The organism is Collinsella aerofaciens ATCC 25986 (assembly GCF_964237925.1).
Classification (GTDB): Bacteria; Actinomycetota; Coriobacteriia; order Coriobacteriales; family Coriobacteriaceae; genus Collinsella; species Collinsella aerofaciens_BJ.
On record NZ_CAXSKI010000007.1, the window covers coordinates 72,612 to 90,767 of the forward strand.

Below are 18,156 nucleotides of genomic sequence, written 5' to 3' on the forward strand. Positions count from 1 at the left end.
TATAAGGTATCCATTTATAAACGTATTGTCAAACATATATTGCTAAAACAGAAACAATTTATAGACTGAGTGGTCGTATTCTTTGGGCGATTGCTCCTATAATCTAGCCTTCGCTGTTGTCGGGAGGGAAGGTCTAGGACTCCGTTATTATGTTGAAACGCTTTAACACCTTTGACGTTCTCACGTGTTTTTTGTTTCAAAAGCGTTAGGATGGGACTCGTAGCGTGGGGCGTAATGGGTGCCCCGCACACGATTGGAGGCTATCAATGGCTAATCGTTTCGTTCTCAATACCATCTCTTATCATGGTTCCGGCGCCATCAAGGAGATCCCCGGCGAGCTCCAGCGTCGCGGCTACAAGAAGATCTTCGTCTGCTCCGACCCCGATCTGGTCAAGTTCGGCGTTACCGCTAAGGTGACCGACGAGCTCGACGCTGCCGGCATCGCTTGGAGCCTCTACTCCGAGATTAAGCCCAACCCCACGATCCAGAACGTCAAGGACGGCGTCGAGGCCTTCAAGGCCGCCGAAGCTGACGCTATCGTGACCATCGGTGGCGGCTCCTCCATGGACACCGCTAAGGCCATCGGCATTATCATCAACAACCCCGAGTTCGCCGACGTCCGCAGCCTCGAGGGCGTTGCTCCGACTAAGAACCACGCCGTGTTCACCATCGCCGTGCCGACGACCGCCGGTACCGCCGCCGAGGTGACCATCAACTACGTCATCACCGACCCCGAGAAGGTCCGCAAGTTCGTGTGCGTTGACACCAACGACGCCCCCGAGGTCGCTGTCGTCGACCCCGATATGATGGCCTCCATGCCCGCTGGTCTGACCGCTTCCACCGGCATGGACGCTCTGACCCACGCCATCGAGGGCTACACCACCAAGGGCGCTTGGGAGCTCTCCGACATGTTCCACTTTGAGGCTATCAAGCTGATCAGCGAGAACCTGCGCGACTCCGTCGCCGAGGCCAAGTCCGGCAAGCCCGGCTCCGGCCGCGAGGGCATGGCTCTTGGCCAGTATGTCGCCGGCATGGGCTTCTCCAACGTTGGCCTGGGCATCGACCATGCCATGGCTCACACCCTGTCCGCTCACTACGACACCCCGCACGGCGTCGCCTGCGCCATGCTGCTGCCGATCGCCATGGAGTTCAACAAGCCGGTTTGCGCCGAGCGCCTGGCCAAGGTTGCCGTCGCCATGGGCGTTGACACCACGGGCATGAGCACTGACGAGGCTGCCGATGCCGCTATCGCCGCCGTTAAGCAGCTCTCTGCCGACGTGAACATCCCGCACGTCTGCGAGGCCATGAAGGCTGACGAGATCGAGGTCCTGGCCAAGGACGCCATGGCCGACGCCTGCTTCCCGGGTAACCCGCGCGAGGCGACGCTCGACGACGTCATCGAACTCTTCAAGAAGATCTGCCCGGCTGCCTAGCCTCGTTTGGTGTTCTTTCGCCTGTAGGCGTATGGTCTTTTGACTTGCCACTGGCCCCGCCGCGCGTAGCGCGGCGGGGCTTTTTGTGCTGCGTCGATGCCCCGAGATGGGCAAAACCAAGGCATACTGCCCGCTGCGGATAGGTGGTGCACTTCCCAGCGTGCATTTTTGGGAGTATTCAGCAAGCTCTTAAAAATGCATAACGTTTTGAATGGCCCGTAGTGGCCCGCAGACGCCCATCGACAGCCATTGTGGGCGGGCTATCGATGAGCGGAGGGGGTTGTTACTGAGTTTTTGCTTTGCGACGACCTGCAACACTGCTGTAACCGCGTCGTTTTGTCGTTTGTGATGGGGCCGTTGGGGCCCACGGTGCTGAATACTCCGTTTTTTGCACGGTCCAAGGTGGGGTACCCTGAGACGAAATAAAAAAATGCCTCATTTTTATGCAGATACCGATAGAATTTATGCAAGATTCGGGTTGTAAATCGTGCGCGTGCACAAAGTCGGCGCGAGGACGTCTGGAGGTGGCTCGGCTCCCAGAGCCTTGCGCGTGCAGAACGGTTAAAATCGGGACTCGGTCTTAGTTTTGCTTGGAAGGATGCACATGGCTTCTGTAATCGATGCTTCTCTAGAGGAGACGCTCTCCTATATCGCGGGACAGCTTAAGACACTGACTTCTATTGCTTCGCCGACGGGCTATACCCGTGCGGCGACTGATTATCTGATGGAGACCCTGCGCGATATGGGGTTTGGGCCTGAGCGTTCTAATAAGGGTAACGTGCTCGTTGAGCTTGGCGGCGAGGGCGAGCCGCTCGTACTGGCGAGCCATGTCGATACCCTAGGCGCCATGGTGCGTTCCATTAAGGACAATGGCCGCCTGCGCCCCACGGCGCTCGGTGGGCATCAGTGGTCTACGGCCGATGGCGAGAACTGCACCGTCTACACGCGCGACGGCAATGTCTACACGGGCGTGGTTCTTAACACCGAGCCTTCGGCGCACGTGGCCGACGAGCCGGTCAAGACCATCGAGAAGAACATGGAAATCCTGCTCGATGAGAATGTCGACAGCAAGGACGATGTGCTTGAGCTGGGCATTCAGACCGGCGACATCATCGCTATGGATCCGCGAACCACGGTGACGGAGAGCGGCTACATCAAGAGCCGCTTCCTGGATGACAAGCTGTCGGCGTCGATTCTGCTGGGTCTTGCCCGCGCTGTTGCTGATGGCGAGGTGTCGCTTTCGCGCAAGGTGTCGCTGCTCTTTACCGTGTACGAGGAGGTCGGCCACGGCGGTGCTTTCGTGCCGGCCGACACGCGCGAGATGATCAGCGTTGACATGGGCTGCGTGGGCGACGACCTGGGCTGCACCGAGCGCATGGTGTCGATTTGCGCCAAGGATTCGGGCGGTCCGTACAACTACGACCTGGTAACCACGCTGTCCAACATCGCGCGCGAGCTGGAGCTCGATTACGCCATCGATGTGTATCCGCACTACGGCTCGGACGTTGAGGCCACGCTCTCGGCCGGCTACGACATCCGTCACGGCCTGATCGGCCCCGGCGTGTACGCGAGCCACAACTACGAGCGCAGCCACATCGACGGCGTGCGCAATACCTACGAGCTGGTCCGCGCCTACGTACAACGCTAGCGATGCAGCGGCCTCGGCTGATACGGCAGTACCGACCGAGGCCGTCCTCTCTAAGTTGCGGTGAAATAGGGACTGTTTGGCGGTTTTAAACGCTTAAACAGTCCTTATTTCACCGCAATTTATGAAGGGGATGGGGCTACTTAAGTGCGCCGGTTACCGTGCCGCCGCCGAGGACGATGTCGCCGCGGTAGACTACAACGGCTTGGCCGGGGGCGATGGCGCGCTGCGGGTCGTCAAAAGTTAGCAGCATTTGCCCGTCTTCGCCGCGCGCAAGGGTCGCTGCCTGGTCTTTCTGACGATAGCGGTACTTGGCACCTACGCGAATGCCACCGGACGTGAGCTCTGCCTTCATGCGGTCGGCAGGGGCACTCCAGATCCAGTCGTTGGCCGTGAGCGCTGTGGCCGTTAGGTCCTCGGCCTCGCCCAGATGCACGGTGCTGCTGTCGGCGTCGACGCCCGTTACGTACACGGGATGCGCCATCGCGACGCCCAGGCCCTTGCGCTGACCGATGGTGTAGCGCAGCGCACCGTTGTGGCGCCCGACCACGCTGCCGTCGCGCCACACAATGTCGCCCGGTGCAGCGGGATGTCCGCAGCGGCGCTCGATATAGCCCGCGTAGTCACCGTCTGGAATAAAGCAGATGTCCTCGCTTTCGGCCTTCTTGGCGTTGGTAAAGCCCTGCTCGGCGGCAATGCGGCGCACGTCGCGCTCTTTGTCCAGCCCAGCCAGCGGAAAGATCGTGTGCGCCAGGCGTTCCTGCGTAAGCGAATACAAAAAGTAACTCTGGTCCTTTTTGGGGTCCTCGCCGCGGTACAGCTGCCAGGTTCCGTCGGACGCCTGGCTCGTTTTGGCGTAGTGGCCCGTGGCGATGTAGTCGCAGCCCATATCCAGCGCCGCATCCAGCAATGCGCCAAACTTAATGTGGCGGTTGCAGATGATGCATGGGTTGGGCGTCAGCCCCTCCTGATAGGCGGTCACGAAGCGCTCGATAACGTTGCGGTCGAAGGCCTGCTGCAGGTCGAGCACATGGTGGGGCATCCCCAGGCGCTCGGCGACAGCCTTTGCATCGGCGATGTCGCGGTCGACCTTACTCATGCCCGTGACGGGATCGGGCGCGGGGCAGGTGAGGCGCATGGTGGCGCCGACGCATTCGTAGCCCTGGCTTTTGAGCAGGTACGCGGTCACGCTGGAATCGACGCCGCCGCTCATGGCGACGAGCACGCGCTTGTTGTGCATGGGGAGGTTCTCCTTGGTGGCATGTGGCCAAAAAAGAAAAGCGGCGCGGGAGGCTGGTTCCGCGCCGCAGACATTGTAGCAAGTTCGGACGTCTCGTGGGACACCCTGATTGGATGGGCTCAGGCTGCCGGGAGAGAGGAGACCGGCTCGTCCGTGGGCTCAACCTATGGGCGACAGGCCCTTAGTCCTGGAACAGTGCCGTGGACAGGTAACGCTCGCCGGTGTCGGCAAGCAGGGCCACGATGGTCTTCCCCTCGTTCTCGGGGCGCTTGGCCAGCTGCAGTGCGGCCCACACGGCGGCACCGGACGAAATGCCCACGAGCACGCCCTCCTTGTGGCCCACGGCACGGCCGGTGGCAAAGGCGTCGTCGTTCTCGACGGGGATGATCTCGTCATAGACCTGGGTGTCGAGGACGTCGGGCACAAAGCCGGCGCCGATGCCCTGGATCTTGTGCGGGCCGGCCTGGCCCTTGGAGAGCACCGGGGAGGTGGCGGGCTCGACGGCGACGACCTTAATCTCGGGGTTCTGCTCCTTGAGGAACTCGCCCACGCCGGTCACGGTGCCGCCGGTTCCAACGCCGGCGACGAAGATGTCGACCTCGCCGTCGGTGTCATCCCAGATCTCGGGGCCGGTCGTGGCCTTGTGGATGGCGGGGTTGGCGGGGTTCACAAACTGGCCGGCGATAATGCTGTTGGGGGTCTCCTTCTGCAGCTCCTCGGCCTTGGCGATGGCGCCCTTCATGCCCTTGGAGCCGTCGGTGAGCACGAGCTGTGCGCCGTATGCCTGCATAAGCTTGCGGCGCTCGACGGACATGGTCTCGGGCATGGTGATGATCACCTTGTAGCCGCGAGCCGCCGCCACCGAGGCGATGCCGACGCCGGTGTTGCCACTCGTGGGCTCGATGATGGTGTAGTCGCCGCCGCGCACGAGCTTGCCGGCCTTCTCGGCCTCGTCGATCATGTTCTTGGCGACGCGGTCTTTGACGGAGCCGGCGGGGTTGAAGTATTCCAGCTTGACGAGCACGCGGGCCTTGAGGTCCTCATCGGCCTCAAAGTGAGTGAGCTCCAGAAGCGGAGTGTGGCCGATAAGCTGATCGATGGACGTGTAAACATTGCTCATGGTGAACCTCCAAAGTGTTCAAATGACTGGATACCGTGTGGTTTTACGGTGTGTGTAGCAGCGAAACCCACAAACCTTATGGGTTGTTCGTTTTGCTGTTGGCAAGCATAGTAGACAGTAAAGCCTAGTAACGCAATAGGAAATAGAAGATTATTACGAGTCGATTAACCATCTTGACCGGAACGGGTATTTTCAAAACCAATATTTCGGCTAGAATTTCTACGGACTAAATGACCGAAAGGCAGCACTATACATGTTGGTTTCTACTAAGGGCAGATATGCCCTGCGCGTTATGGTCGATCTGGCCGAGCACCAGGCAGCCGGTCGCATCCCGCTCAAAGAGATCGCGGCGCGACAGGGGATTTCCGAGAAATATCTCGAGAACATTTTGGCTACGCTCGTGCGCGCCAACATGCTCTCGGGCATGCGCGGCAAGGGCGGCGGCTATGTGCTCACGCGCCCGCCCGAGCAATACACGGTGGGCGAGATCTTGCGCCTGACCGAGGGCAGTCTGGCGCCGGTCGCCTGCCTGGATGGCGACTGCAAGGGCTGCTCGCGATCTGATGAGTGTCCCACGCTCGACGTGTGGAAGAACCTGGACAAGCTCATCAACGACTACCTCGACGGTGTGACGCTCGATCAACTTGTCGCTCCCAACCATGGCTACGACTACGTCATCTAACCCACACCTGCATTTGGGGACGGGGTGGAAATGGTAGATTTTCTCGCCCTTTGAGACTTGGCAAATAAGAAGGCCGCCCATTTTTGCGATGGGCGGCCTTCGTTTTGGGCTGTTGAGACGGACACGGCCGGAATGGCCGTTTTAGTCCTCGGCGATGCTGTCGAGGATGCTGCGCGTGATGGACACCAGGATGCTGCCCATAAAGGCCGATCCAAAGCTGGCGATGGAGATGCCGACGCCCAGCAGGTTGACCGACAGGTAACTCGCGAGCTCAAGCATAAAGCTGTTGACGACAAGCTGGAAAATGCCCAGCGTAATGATCGTGAGCGGCAGCGAGATGACCGTGAGGAACGGTTTGACGAACGAATCGACAATGTTCAGGAACAGTCCCACAAAGGCAAAGCAGACCCAGGTCTCGGCAAAGCCGAAGGGTTGGATACCGGGGACGAGGAACGTGGCGATCGCGATGGCGATCGAGGTGAAGAGCCAGTTAAGCATAAAGCGCATGGCGTGAATCCTTTCTTGCGCCGGGATTGCTGGCGTCGCGTGAAGCGGCTTACGGCGGCGACCTGGATGGTTGCGCGGGCGCGCCGCGGTGTTTGGGCGCCCATTGTCTCAAATATTCGTGGAGCTTACGTGCGCATATGGTTTCTAAACGGCGTTCGTCCTGAAAAACGCGCCGCTGGCAGAGAGTCTTGTCGCTTTAGTTTGGTGGTGTGCTACACTGCTACGGGCAAAAGCCACAGGCGTTGCCCTATTGCATAGAACGGGCGAACGATGCCCGATGTCAGTATCAACTTCGATGCCTTTTGGCGGGTTTGGCGGTGATCGATGAATATCGAGAACATGTTTGACAAGCCTGATGTCAAGCAGCTGGTCCACGCATTTAGCCTTTTGGACGACGAGAAGGATATCCAAGCGTTTTTGACCGATATCTGCACGCCGCGCGAGATTTGCGACCTTTCTCAGCGTTTGCAGGTTGCGCGCTATTTGGACGAGGGCGAGCCTTATGTTGAGGTTCAGGCCCGTACCGGCGCTTCGTCCACCACGGTGAGCCGCGTTTCAAAGGCGCTGAACGGCGAGTACGGTGGCTACCGCAAGATCCTCATTAAGTTGGAGGATGGCGAGTAGGCCAGCGACAACATTGAATTACGAAGAACCGTCCCTCCGGGGGCGGTTTTTATATGCCTGCAATCGGCTGGTGCGTTGGGTTCAGGTTGCTTTGTACCAAAAGATGGAACTGCGGTGGCAATGTGTCCGCTTGGGCGGGTAGGATGGATGCATTGATTATTGCGAACGGTTTGAGTGGAGGACCATGCCTGTTCGAATCTATACCACCAATGCCGGCACGGATTTGAGCGATGCCGAGTCGGCGCTGCTTGCCGACCTTATTGTCCGTCACGGGCGTGCCGTGTTGCTGGCACCAACGTTTGCCGAGCTCGATCTGTGCCGTCATGATGCGGCGGAAGCCGGCATTTCGCTGGGTATCGACTACAAGACACCCGCATCGTGGCTTCGCTCGCTTTGGGAGCTTTTGGGCGACGGGCGCGGTTTCGTCGACAACCTGCAACGTCAGATGCTGTTTTCGGATATGATTGCCCGCCGCGACGATGCCGACCTGCAGCCGCTTTCGCGTAGCCAGGGCACGGTGCGCATGCTCGCGCGCATGGCCCGCGATGTGCTGCCGGGTGTGGCGGGGACGACGGCCGAGCGATGCGGTGGCAACAATTGCCAGCCTGAGCCAAAAAGCGATGCCGAGGCTCGTGTGTTTGAGCTTTTGCGTGCCTACGCGGGCGGTTTGGACCGTCGAGATATGGTCGAGCCCTGCGAGGCAGCCGACATTATGGCCGGTGCCCTGGCCGATAGCCTGCCGGCGTGCGCCCGCGCCGTATGCGTGCGCGGTACCACGTCGTTTACGCACGGTCTACTCGAGCTGCTGTCTGCCGTGGCGAACAATGGGGGAGAGGTCGTCGTGCTGCTTGCCCGCGAGCAGGCGGCGATGCGCGAGGAGCTTGCCACGGCATTTGATGCCCGCGGTGTGCTGTTTGAGATCGCGCCGCTGGGGGAGGACGCCGTCGCGTCTGATGTCGCTTGCGGGGCCGCCGCTCAGCCTGCCTTTATTGAGGTCGCCGGCCCCCATGCCCGTGCTCATGTCTATGCGGACGCCATCGATAAGTTGGTGAAAGCGCACAAGGAGTCCAAGGCCGATAAAGCTACTGCAACGCCCGCCGACCCCGTGCGCGTGCTCGTCGTTTCTGCCCGGGCACCCCAGCTGTTCGGCGAGCTCGCCGCCCGTTTGGCGGCGCGTCACATTGCGGCCGAGACGACTGAGTTCACGGCGTTTTCCCAGTCCATCGCGGGCAGGCAGTTTACGGCGCTCGCCAACCTGATCGAGCGTATGAAAGCCGCCGACGAGGACACCGCTTCCAAGACTGAGTGGTGGCCCGCGCCGGAGCTTACCGACTGGATCTACAGTCCGCTTTCGGGCGCTGATGCCGTCAATGCCCGTACCTTCGATAAGAATATGCGTCTCTCGCGCAGCAAGACTACCGCGGGCGTCAAGAGCCTGCTGCAGAGCGTTCAGGGCCAGGTGAGGGGCGCGCGCAAGGCGACGAGCGACGATAACTGGTTTAAGAACGTACCGTGTGTGGTCTCGGACGTGTTCCAGGCGCTGTGGCGTGACAAGCCCGTGACGGCGCTTAAGGCCATGCTTGCCGTTGCCGAGGCGTTGCCCGATCGCGCTCTAGGCGGCCTTGACGGCCAGGCCCGTCGCCAGGCAGAGACGGCTTTGCTGCGCCATGCCATCGACATCCTTATGAACGATGCTCGCGCGCTCGACGTGTCGCAGGCCGCGACCGTGCCGGTTCTCGACGGCGTTCGAACCAAGGTGGACAAGCGCAGTACCGCCTACGATTACGAGACCTATGAGGTCGATCGCACACCACGAGCACAAGTGCGCTTCGCGTCGCTTGCCGATGCGTCGGTTCTTCGCCCTGGCAGCTACGATGCCGTGCTGTTTGCCGATGTCGACCTGGACAGCTATCCGCTTTCGCACGAAGAGGGCCCGCTTGCCACGTTGACAGCCGAGCTGCGCCGCGACGGCGTGTCTTTGGAGCCCGCTGCCCTGCTGCGCGTGCGCTTTGGCCGTGCGATGCAGGCGGCGAGCGGTCCGGTCGCGCTCGCCCGTGTGACGCACGATCGCCAGGCACGCGAGTGCTACCCGGCAGCCGTATGGACCGAGCTGTGGGCACATGCCGAGGCCGCTGGCGCTGCCAAGCCCATGCGCGTGGGCGAGGGCGATATCATCGCCGACTTCGATCCCGCGGCAGGCGAAGGCCTCAAGCGCGAGCGCGTGACCTGTGAAGCCCCTCAGCATCTGAGCGCCGAGGCCGTGCCGTATTTGGTCCTGTGCCGTCGCGATGGCGAGGGTGAGGACGCGCCGCTCGTGCCGCGTCTGACGTCCGCCTCGCAGATCGAGGCCTATTCCACCTGCCCGCTGTGCTGGTTCGTCTCGTATCGCGTCAAGCCCCAGTCTATTGACGCGGGCTTTGGCAACATGGAGAAGGGCAACTTTGTCCACGACGTGCTGGAACATCTGCATGCCCGTCTGCCCCAAGAAGGCATGGAGCGCGTGACGCCCGAGAATCTGCCGCATGCACAGGAGCTGCTGCACGAGGTCTTTGACGAGACGTTGGCCGAGCACGCCGGCAAGCGCGGCACGGAGGGCCCGCTGGTGCCGCTCTCCCCGGTGGAGGAGCGTCAGGTGGCCGAGATCTTGCCGCAGCTGGAGGGTGTGCTTGCCTACGAGTCCGAGGCACTTGCCCCCTTTGCCCCGCGCTACCTGGAGTTCGCCTTCAACGAGCTCAAGGTCGAGTATGCCGGTTGGCCGCTTGGCGGGCGCATCGACCGCGTGGACGTGGACGCCGAGAATCGTGCCGTGGTGATCGACTACAAGCATCGCACGGGCGTTGAGGAGTTTAAGCTCGCCGACCCTACGGTGCGCGACGAGGAATCGGGCACGGCGCCCATCGACGATCCGCGCTGGTTGCCACCACATACCCAAACGCTTATCTACGCCCAGGCCATGCGCCGGGCGCTGGATTTGGACACCCGCGCGGCGCTCTACTTTTCGACCAAGGGCGGCAAGCCGGCGTTGCGCGGTGCCGCGAGCGCCGAGCTGCTCGAGGAAGAGCGCGGCGACGGCCGCATCCCGGGCCTTAAGAAAGGTTTCCCCGGCGAGGGTGGCAGCATGGACTTCGACGTCCTGCTCGATCGCGTTGAGGCCGGCATCGCCGAGCGCCTGCGCGAGCTCGAGGCGGGCGACGTCGCCGCTGTCGATCCGACGGCGGCGCAGACCGCGCATGCGCGCTGCTCGTATAACCACGAAGGAACGTTTGTAAGGAGGGACGTGTAGACCATGGATCTTTCGACTTTGATGCCGCAACAGCTGCAGATTGTCAAAACGCTCGACCGCCCGCTGTTTGTCTCGGCGGGCGCCGGTTCGGGTAAGACCTTTACCCTCACGCGCCGCATCGTCTATGCGCTCTCGCCCGAATCCGGTCCGTTCGTTGAGCATCTGGACCAGGTGCTCGCCATTACCTTTACCAAAGATGCCGCGGCCGAGATCCGCGACCGCGTGCGCCGTGCGCTTATCGACGAGGGTATGGACGAGGAGGCACTGACCGTCGACGACGCGTGGATTTCGACCATTCACGGCATGTGCTCGCGTATCCTGCGCGCGCACGCGCTGGAGCTGGGCATCGACCCCGAGTTCACGGTGCTCACCGATACCGACGAGCTCATGGATCAGGCTGTTGAGCATGTGCTGGGTCGCGCGACGGCACCCGATGCCGCCCCCGAGCTCGCGGCATCGCTCAAGGCCCTCTATGCCTGGTATCCCATGGCGGGCGAGGGCGGTTCCTTTGGCGGCGGTACGACCATCAAGGGTCTGGTGCGCGACCTGCTGGAGCTGTCGAGCCAGTTGCCGGGCGGTATGGACGACGTGCGCGTGGCGCGCGGCCAGGCCGATACCTCGGCACTCGCCGATGCCTATCGCGCGGCGCTGGGTGCGAGCAAGGCCTCGACCGAGAAGGCGCAGGCGGCGCTCGATGCCATCGACGCGTTCGAGGCGAGCGGCAAGACCATGGCCGATGCGGCGCGACTCATGATGTCGTGTACCATGCCGCGCGCGAGCAAGGCATTCCCTAAGGAGCAGGCCGAGCTGCTCAAGGCCGAGGCCGCCGATGCGTTTATCAATATCGTGCTTGCCTGCGGTGGCCCGGCGCTCGATGCGCTGGTGGGCCTGGCCCGTTCCGTGGAGGCGGAGTACCGTGCGCTCAAGGCCGACCAGTCCGCGCTCGACAATAACGATCTGCTGCGCATGGCATATGAGGCGCTGCGCGATTATCCCGCCATCCGAGCCGCCTACGAGGGCCGCTTTAAGATGGTCATGATCGACGAGTTCCAGGATACCGACCAGATGCAGGTCGACCTGATCCGTTACCTGACCGGCGCGGGGGAGCGTGCGCTTTGTACCGTGGGCGATGCGCAGCAGTCGATCTACCGCTTCCGCGGCGCCGAGGTCGAGGTCTTCCGTCGCCAGGAGCGCAAGGTGGGCTCGTCTACCGCGCCCGAGGCGACTGCCGCGGCCGACGCCCCTGCTGGCGAGCTCGTTAAGCTCGTGCGCAACTTCCGCAGCCATGACGAGGTGCTGCGTTACGTGGCGCGCGTCTTTGATGGCGACGATGGCGGCCTGATGCAGGGCTTTTTGGATCTTGAGGCGAGCGACGGCCGCAAGGACACGCTGGTGGCGGACGCCTCGCGTCGCCAGGCCCTCTTTGTTGCCGGCGGCAGTACGCAGGAGCGCACGCAGGCCAAGGCCCGCGCGATCGCCGAACGCTTCCGCGCACTTGCCGATGCCGGCCAGCCCCAGGGCGGCATGGTGCTGCTGCTGGGCCGCATGACCAACGCAGATGTCTACGCGCAGGCTTTCCGCGATCAGGGACTCGACTGCGTTATCGCGGGCGGCTCGGTCTTTGCCCAGGCTGCCGAGGTGCAGACGGTGCGTGCCCTGGTCTGCGCGCTCGCCAATCCGGCCGATACGGCGCAGGGCCTTATGCCGCTGCTCGCCTCGCCGATGTTTGCGCTCGGCGCCCAGGAGTTCCTGGCGCTGGCGACCAAACTCGACGAGCAGACAGGCGAGACGTCGCGCCGCAACATCGATGCGGGCATCATGAGTGATTTCGACGTGCCGGGTTTGCAAGACTTGCCGCTGGTGACGCGCGCCCGCGAGGTACTGCGCTATGCGCTTCGTCGCGTGGGCCGCGATTCGTTCGCCGCCATCGCGCGCGACGTGGTCAACGCCTCCGGCTGGTTTGTGCGCCTGGGACAGCGTGGTCCCGAGGGCAAGGCCATTGCCGCCAACGTGCTCAAGGCGCTCGACGCCGTGGCTGAGGCTGAGGCCGAGTTCGGCAACTCGCCGCGTTCCATCGCGCTGGCCTTCGACCGCTTCTTGGCGGGCAAGGAAGCCCCGGGTGCCCTCAACGAGGAGGGCGACGGCGCGGTGCGCATCATGACCGTGCATGCGTCCAAGGGTCTGGAGTATCCGGTCGTAGCGGTTGCCGAGTGTTTTGGCGTGCGCAAGCCGTCCGGTGCGGCTCATATGGGGCGTGTCGAGGGCGGAGCGCAGGTCGTGGCACTGCCAGCTCGTTTTGATGGCGTTAAGCTCGCCGATGGGACCTTTGTGAAGGGCGATGACGTCAAAAAGCAGTTTGAGCATGCGTTTAAGGGCAAGGGCACGTCGCTGTGGTTGCCGCCGGAGCTCATGGAGGATGTCTGCGCGACGGGTTCTCCCGCCGAGGCATTCGTTCGCCTGCGCAACGACGACCTGCAGCTTTCGCTCGAGGAGCGGGCTCGTCTGCTCTATGTCGCCATGACGCGAGCGCGTGAGCTGGTCATTCTGGCGATGGATGCCGGCGTGAGCCGCGGCAAGGTGACGGCGCCGACCTTCGACGTCGAGACCGATCTGACCTACGATGTGCTGCGCCGTATTTTGCCGACCGACGCTCTGGACATGCCGCAGCTCGATGCCGACCGTCTGGTGTTCGACAACTCCCAGCCGGGCGACTACGAGCTCATCTCGCTGGCGGACTTTACGTTTGGTGAGCAGGCGTTTGAGGCTAACGCTTCGCTGGATGCCGAGGGCAGGCTCGTTCGCGGCGATGTCGATGTCGCTGATAATGCTGCGCACTCAACTGTGCCCGGTCCTGCCGACCCCAAGCCCGATGCGTTTGAGCTCGTGTATCCCCAGGCAGTGGGCGTGCGCATGGGCATCTGTCCGTTCCCGGTGCGTGACTCGTATAGCTACTCGTCAATTGCCGTGGCGCTGCATGCCGAGTCCGAGGACCGTGCCGCCGAGGCGCTTGTTCCCATGGACGAGTCCGGCGATGATGCGGAGTCGGATGGCTCGGAGATGGCCGATGCGGACGTGGCTGCTGTCGAGCCCGCCGGCAACCCCATGGCGCTGGGCTCGGCCTTCCACGCCGCTTGCCAGTGGCTCATCGAGATGGGTGCCGATGCGCTGCCCGTTGAGCGTGCCGACGCCCTGGCTCGCTTGTGGCGCCTGACGCCGGAACAGCGCGAGCGCTTCGATGTCGCTCTGGATCGCTGGCTCAAGTCGTCGGTTCGTGCCGAGCTGCTCGCGTGGCCGTGCATCCGTGCCGAGGTGCCGTTCTTCTCGCTGGGCTGCGAGGACGAGGATATCGCCCGCTACGGCGCCTATGCCGAGGGCGCCATCGATGCCTTGGCAACCGACCCGGCGGATCCGTCGCGCGCACTGGTCATCGACTACAAGACGGGTGGCACGCCGGATGAGACGCCGGAGCAGCTGCTCGAGAAACACGCCTTGCAGGCGCGCGTTTACGCCGACGTTCTGCACAAGGCGGGCTTTGAGGTCGTGACCGTCAAGTTCGTTCGCGTGGAGCGGGCGAATCCAACCATCTTCGTCAATCCCGCCGAACCTCAAGTGGTCACCTACAACCTCTAGTCCTCAGATAACTTGCGGTGGAATACGGACTGTTTTGGTCAAAAAAGCCGCCAAACAGTCCGCATTTCACCGCAACTCAATAGGAGCCGTGTGGGTTTGGCTAGGTTCGGGTGCTGTCCGTGCCGTGGGGTAAAATCGTTCAGTCAGAACACGAACCCGCATCGGAGCTCATCACATGGCATTCGTCCATCTGCACAATCACACTGTTTTCTCCATGCTCGACGGCGCAACCCGTATCCAAGATATGGTCAACCGTGCCGTTGAGCTTGGCATGCCCGCCGTGGCCATTACCGACCACGGCTACATGTATGGCGTGCCCGATTTGGCGCTGGCTTGCGACGCCGTCAACCACAATACGCCCGAGTACAAAACCTGGAGCCACGACAAGGCCTTCTTGGAAAAGGACCGCCGCGACGAGCTGGTGGAGCCCGATCCCGAGGAAAACCCGCGCGAGCATGCCCAGTATGTGAAGGACATGGCCATGTGGGACGAGAAGGGCAACATCGACGAGCTCAAGCCGCCCCTGGTCATCAAACCCATCTTTGGCTGCGAGGTCTACTTTACGCCGGACGAGACGCTCGCCCGCGACCACAAGCCCGAGCTCTACCACATGATCCTTCTGGCCAAGGACCAGGAGGGCTACGTTAACCTGATGCAGACGGTCTCTGAGGCCGCCGTGCAGGGCTTTTACTACAAGCCACGCGTGACGCTCGACAACCTGCGTCGCCATGCCAAGGGCATGATCTGCACGAGCGCCTGTATCGCCGGCATCATCCCCAAGTACATCGACCGCGGTGACATGGAGGGCGCCATCAAGTGGGCCGAGACCTTCCGCGACACCTTCGACCCCGGCGACTTCTACATCGAGATTCAGGAACACGGCATTACCACCGATAACGGCCTGACCGACGAGCAGATGGACCGCACGCTCATCGACATTGCCAAACAGGTAGGCGTCAAGGTCATCGCCACCAACGACTTCCACTACCTGCGCCGCGAGGACGCCCCCGTGCAGGACGTCATCATGTGCATTGGCATGAACGCCAAGGTCGACGACCCTAACCGTATGCGCATGACCGGCTCGGAGTTTTACATGAAGACCGAGGAGGAGATGCGGGCGATGTTCCCGTATTGCCCCGAGGCCTGCGACAACACGCTCGAGATCGCCGACAAGTGCTACGTGGAGCTGGACTGGGACTCCATCATCCTGCCGCGCTTCCCGTTGCTCGACCCCGGCGAGACGCACGAGAGCCAGTTCCGCCGCGAGTGCGAGAAGGGCCTGCGCCAGCACTACGGCGACGACTGGGCCACGCGCGAGATCGGTGGCGTCAACATCAAAGAGCGCTTTGAGTACGAATACAAGGTCATCTGCGACAAGGGCTTTGCCGCCTACTTTTTGATCGTTGCCGAGTACGTGCAATGGGCCAAGGACAACGGCATCGGCGTCGGCCCCGGCCGTGGTTCTGCCGCCGGCGCTATCGTCGCCTACGCCATGAACATCACCGCGTTCGACCCGCTCGAGAACGGCCTGATGTTCGAGAGGTTCCTGTCCCCGCAGCGTACCGAGATGCCCGATATCGATATGGACTTCGACGATGAGCGGCGCCTCGAGGTCGTGGAGCACGTTCGCCAGCTCTACGGCCCCGAAAAGGTCACCCACGTCATCACCTACTCGACCATCAAGGCCAAGCAGGCCATCAACGACGCCGCGCGCGTCCTGGACTACCCGGTCTACATGGGCCAGCGCCTGTCCAAGATGGTCTCGAGCGACCCCAAGGTCAAGCTCAAGCAGGTGCTCGACAAACAACCCGGCAAAGAGGATCTGTTTAACCCCGACTTTGCCGAGGCCTATAAAAAGGACGACGACGCCCGCCGAATCATCGACACGGCGCTCTCGATCGAGGGCCTCACCCGTGGCGAGGGCGTGCACGCGTGCGCCGTTCTGATCTGCCGCGACCCCGTCAACGAGCACGTGCCCACCAAGCTCGACACCAAGGGCGGCGTCGAGATTACCCAGTACGAGGGCCATACCGTTGCCGACATGGGCCTGCTCAAGATGGACTTCCTGGGCCTGCGTACGCTGACGGTTATCTCCAAGGCAAAGGCCAACATCAAAAAGAACTTCGGCATCGACATCAAAGAGGAAGAGATTCCCTTTGACGATCCCGAGATCTTTAAGCTCATGGGCTCCGGCCATACCGCCGGCGTCTTCCAGGTCGAGTCCGCCGGCATGACGGCCACGATCAAGAACATGAAGCCCACCGAGTACAAGCACGTCGTAGCATTGATCGCCCTGTACCGACCGGGCCCGCTGGGCGCCGGCATGGTTTCGTCCTACATCAACCGTATGAACGGCAAGGAGCCGGCCGTCTCCTACGACGACCGCCTGGACGACATCCTGGGCGAAACCTACGGCACCATGGTCTACCAGGAGCAGGTTATGCTCATCTCCGTCGAGATGTGCGGCTTCTCCAAGGGCGAATCGGACTCGCGTATCCGTAAGCCCGTGGCTAAGAAAAAGATCAAGCTGCTCACGTCGACGGTGCTCCACTGGGAGGATGGCTCGGACGAGACCACCTACGACCACTGGATGAACGGCGCTATCAAGAACAACTACACGCGCGAGGTCGCCCAGAAGATTTGGGACGATGTTCTCGAGTTCGCATCCTACGCCTTCAACAAGTCGCACTCCGCCGGCTACGCCATCCTGGTTATGCAGACGGCGTGGCTCAAGGCGCACTATCCGCACGAGTACATGGCGGCCGTTCTGACGTCCTATACGGGCAAGACCGACAAGATCGTGCACTATGTCTCGGCATGCCGTCACGACGGCATCCCCGTGCTGTCGCCAGATGTCAACGAGTCCGGCACCGAGTTCACGGCTACCAAGGAAGGCGTGCGCTTTGGTCTGGCCGGCATCCGCGGCGTGGGTACCGGCGTGGCGCAGGCGATTATCGCCGAGCGCGAGGCGGGCGGTCCGTTTAAGACGCTGCACGACTTTGTCGAGCGCGTGGACTCGAGCCAGGCCAACCGTCGCGTGATCGAATCGCTCATCAAGGCAGGCGCCTTTGACTCCACGGGGTATCCGCGTCGCCAGATGATGCACTTTGTGGACAAGAACAACCCCGAGAACATCATTGACGCCGCGATAAAGCGCCAGAAGGACCGCGCGAGCGGCCAGACCTCGTTCTTCGATATGTTTGGCGACGTTGAGGGCTCGGGCTTCGAGGTCAGCGTGCCCGATCCGGACGGCCAGGAATGGGACCGCCACCTCAAGCTGAGCCAGGAGAAGGAGGTCCTGGGCATCTATGTTTCGGACCACCCGCTGCGCCCGTTTGAGTACGCGCTCAGCAAAGCGCGCGACTTCTCGTTCTCGCAGATCGATACCGGCTACGAAGTGCAAAACCCCACGGGCGGCACCATCAACCAGGAGATCCCCGAGGGCAAGGCACTGTGGTGGGCCGGCATGGTCTCGAGCGTGTCCAAGCGCGTGACCAAAAACGGCGACCCCATGGGCATCGTTCAGCTCGAGGACATGGAAGGCGAGGCCACCGTCGTGGTGTTCCCCAAGACCTACAAGGAGGCCGAGGGGTACCTGTACGGCGAGGTCGATCCCGAGACCGGCGCACAGCTGTCCGATGCGTTTGTTCGTATTAAGGGCAAACTCGAGCGCTCGGACCGCGGCGACCAGATCATCGCGCAGGAGATCGTGCCGCTGGAGCTCAACGAGGAGAACAACAAGCCCAAGGTGTTTGAGGTCATGGTGCCCAACAGCCGCTTTAGCCAGGGCAACATGGCGCGTCTTGCCACGGTGCTCACCGCTAACCCGGGCGGCGACCGTGTGGAGATCTTTATCGAGCAGGTGGACGGACGCGTGCTGCGCGCCGAGGTGCCTGCCAAGGTCAACGCGCGCTCGATTCCGCTGCTGGCCGAGGCCAAGGCAATTGTGGGTAACCAGGGTCGCGTGACGGTGATCTAGGGACGGCGTTGCT

10 protein-coding genes are annotated in these 18,156 nt (G+C 62.2%); 7 read left to right on the forward strand and 3 right to left on the reverse strand.

Annotation, left to right across the window (positions count from 1 at the left end):
- Nucleotides 1–266: 266 nt before the first annotated feature.
- On the forward strand, nucleotides 267–1,433 hold the full coding sequence (gene fucO, locus ACESWY_RS04835; RefSeq protein ID WP_195502787.1) for a lactaldehyde reductase: 1,167 nt from the start codon (nucleotides 267–269) through the stop codon (nucleotides 1,431–1,433).
- A 604-nt stretch (nucleotides 1,434–2,037) separates the two neighbouring features.
- The gene (locus ACESWY_RS04840; protein ID WP_373093113.1) at nucleotides 2,038–3,081 is read left to right on the forward strand and encodes a M42 family metallopeptidase; all 1,044 of its coding nucleotides are present in this window, start codon (nucleotides 2,038–2,040) and stop codon (nucleotides 3,079–3,081) included.
- A 136-nt stretch (nucleotides 3,082–3,217) separates the two neighbouring features.
- Here the strand turns inward: ACESWY_RS04840 and mnmA are convergent, their stop codons facing one another.
- Entirely contained in the window at nucleotides 3,218–4,441 is a 1,224-nt protein-coding gene (gene mnmA, locus ACESWY_RS04845) for a tRNA 2-thiouridine(34) synthase MnmA (protein WP_267471454.1), read from the reverse strand.
- 58 nt (nucleotides 4,442–4,499) lie between these two features.
- Entirely contained in the window at nucleotides 4,500–5,438 is a 939-nt protein-coding gene (gene cysK, locus ACESWY_RS04850) for a cysteine synthase A (RefSeq protein WP_055310201.1), read from the reverse strand.
- 253 nt (nucleotides 5,439–5,691) lie between these two features.
- On the opposite strand from cysK, the gene ACESWY_RS04855 reads away from it, so the two are divergent.
- Nucleotides 5,692–6,120 (forward strand): RrF2 family transcriptional regulator, encoded by a 429-nt coding sequence (locus ACESWY_RS04855; protein WP_022094857.1) that lies wholly within the window; start codon nucleotides 5,692–5,694, stop codon nucleotides 6,118–6,120.
- A 141-nt stretch (nucleotides 6,121–6,261) separates the two neighbouring features.
- Here ACESWY_RS04855 and ACESWY_RS04860 read toward each other — a convergent pair whose 3' ends face one another.
- Nucleotides 6,262–6,627 (reverse strand): phage holin family protein, encoded by a 366-nt coding sequence (locus tag ACESWY_RS04860; RefSeq protein ID WP_035137358.1) that lies wholly within the window; start codon nucleotides 6,625–6,627, stop codon nucleotides 6,262–6,264.
- Between the two features lie 324 nt (nucleotides 6,628–6,951).
- Between ACESWY_RS04860 and ACESWY_RS04865 the strand changes: the two genes are divergently transcribed.
- The 4 genes from ACESWY_RS04865 to dnaE all read left to right on the forward strand — a co-directional run bounded on the left by ACESWY_RS04865 (nucleotide 6,952) and on the right by dnaE (nucleotide 18,143).
- On the forward strand, nucleotides 6,952–7,251 hold the full coding sequence (locus ACESWY_RS04865) for a YerC/YecD family TrpR-related protein (RefSeq protein WP_022094855.1): 300 nt from the start codon (nucleotides 6,952–6,954) through the stop codon (nucleotides 7,249–7,251).
- Nucleotides 7,252–7,435: 184 nt separating this feature from the next.
- On the forward strand, nucleotides 7,436–10,534 hold the full coding sequence (locus ACESWY_RS04870) for a PD-(D/E)XK nuclease family protein (protein WP_373093112.1): 3,099 nt from the start codon (nucleotides 7,436–7,438) through the stop codon (nucleotides 10,532–10,534).
- 3 nt (nucleotides 10,535–10,537) lie between these two features.
- Complete coding sequence (locus ACESWY_RS04875; RefSeq protein WP_373093111.1) at nucleotides 10,538–14,164, forward strand: UvrD-helicase domain-containing protein; 3,627 nt, start codon at nucleotides 10,538–10,540, stop codon at nucleotides 14,162–14,164.
- Between the two features lie 175 nt (nucleotides 14,165–14,339).
- A complete protein-coding gene (gene dnaE / locus ACESWY_RS04880; protein ID WP_138374810.1) occupies nucleotides 14,340–18,143 on the forward strand; it encodes a DNA polymerase III subunit alpha in 3,804 nt (1,267 codons plus the stop codon).
- The last annotated feature ends 13 nt before the right edge of the window (nucleotides 18,144–18,156 follow it).

What these genes read in the sequence shown, in the direction of transcription:
- fucO (WP_195502787.1), top strand. Translation starts at nt 267, where the DNA reads ATGGCTAATCGTTTCGTTCTCAATACCATCTCTTATCATGGTTCCGGC.
- ACESWY_RS04840 (WP_373093113.1), top strand. Translation starts at nt 2,038, where the DNA reads ATGGCTTCTGTAATCGATGCTTCTCTAGAGGAGACGCTCTCCTATATC.
- cysK (WP_055310201.1), bottom strand. Translation starts at nt 5,438, where the DNA reads ATGAGCAATGTTTACACGTCCATCGATCAGCTTATCGGCCACACTCCG.
- ACESWY_RS04855 (WP_022094857.1), top strand. Translation starts at nt 5,692, where the DNA reads ATGTTGGTTTCTACTAAGGGCAGATATGCCCTGCGCGTTATGGTCGAT.
- ACESWY_RS04860 (WP_035137358.1), bottom strand. Translation starts at nt 6,627, where the DNA reads ATGCGCTTTATGCTTAACTGGCTCTTCACCTCGATCGCCATCGCGATC.
- ACESWY_RS04865 (WP_022094855.1), top strand. Translation starts at nt 6,952, where the DNA reads ATGAATATCGAGAACATGTTTGACAAGCCTGATGTCAAGCAGCTGGTC.
- ACESWY_RS04870 (WP_373093112.1), top strand. Translation starts at nt 7,436, where the DNA reads ATGCCTGTTCGAATCTATACCACCAATGCCGGCACGGATTTGAGCGAT.
- ACESWY_RS04875 (WP_373093111.1), top strand. Translation starts at nt 10,538, where the DNA reads ATGGATCTTTCGACTTTGATGCCGCAACAGCTGCAGATTGTCAAAACG.
- dnaE (WP_138374810.1), top strand. Translation starts at nt 14,340, where the DNA reads ATGGCATTCGTCCATCTGCACAATCACACTGTTTTCTCCATGCTCGAC.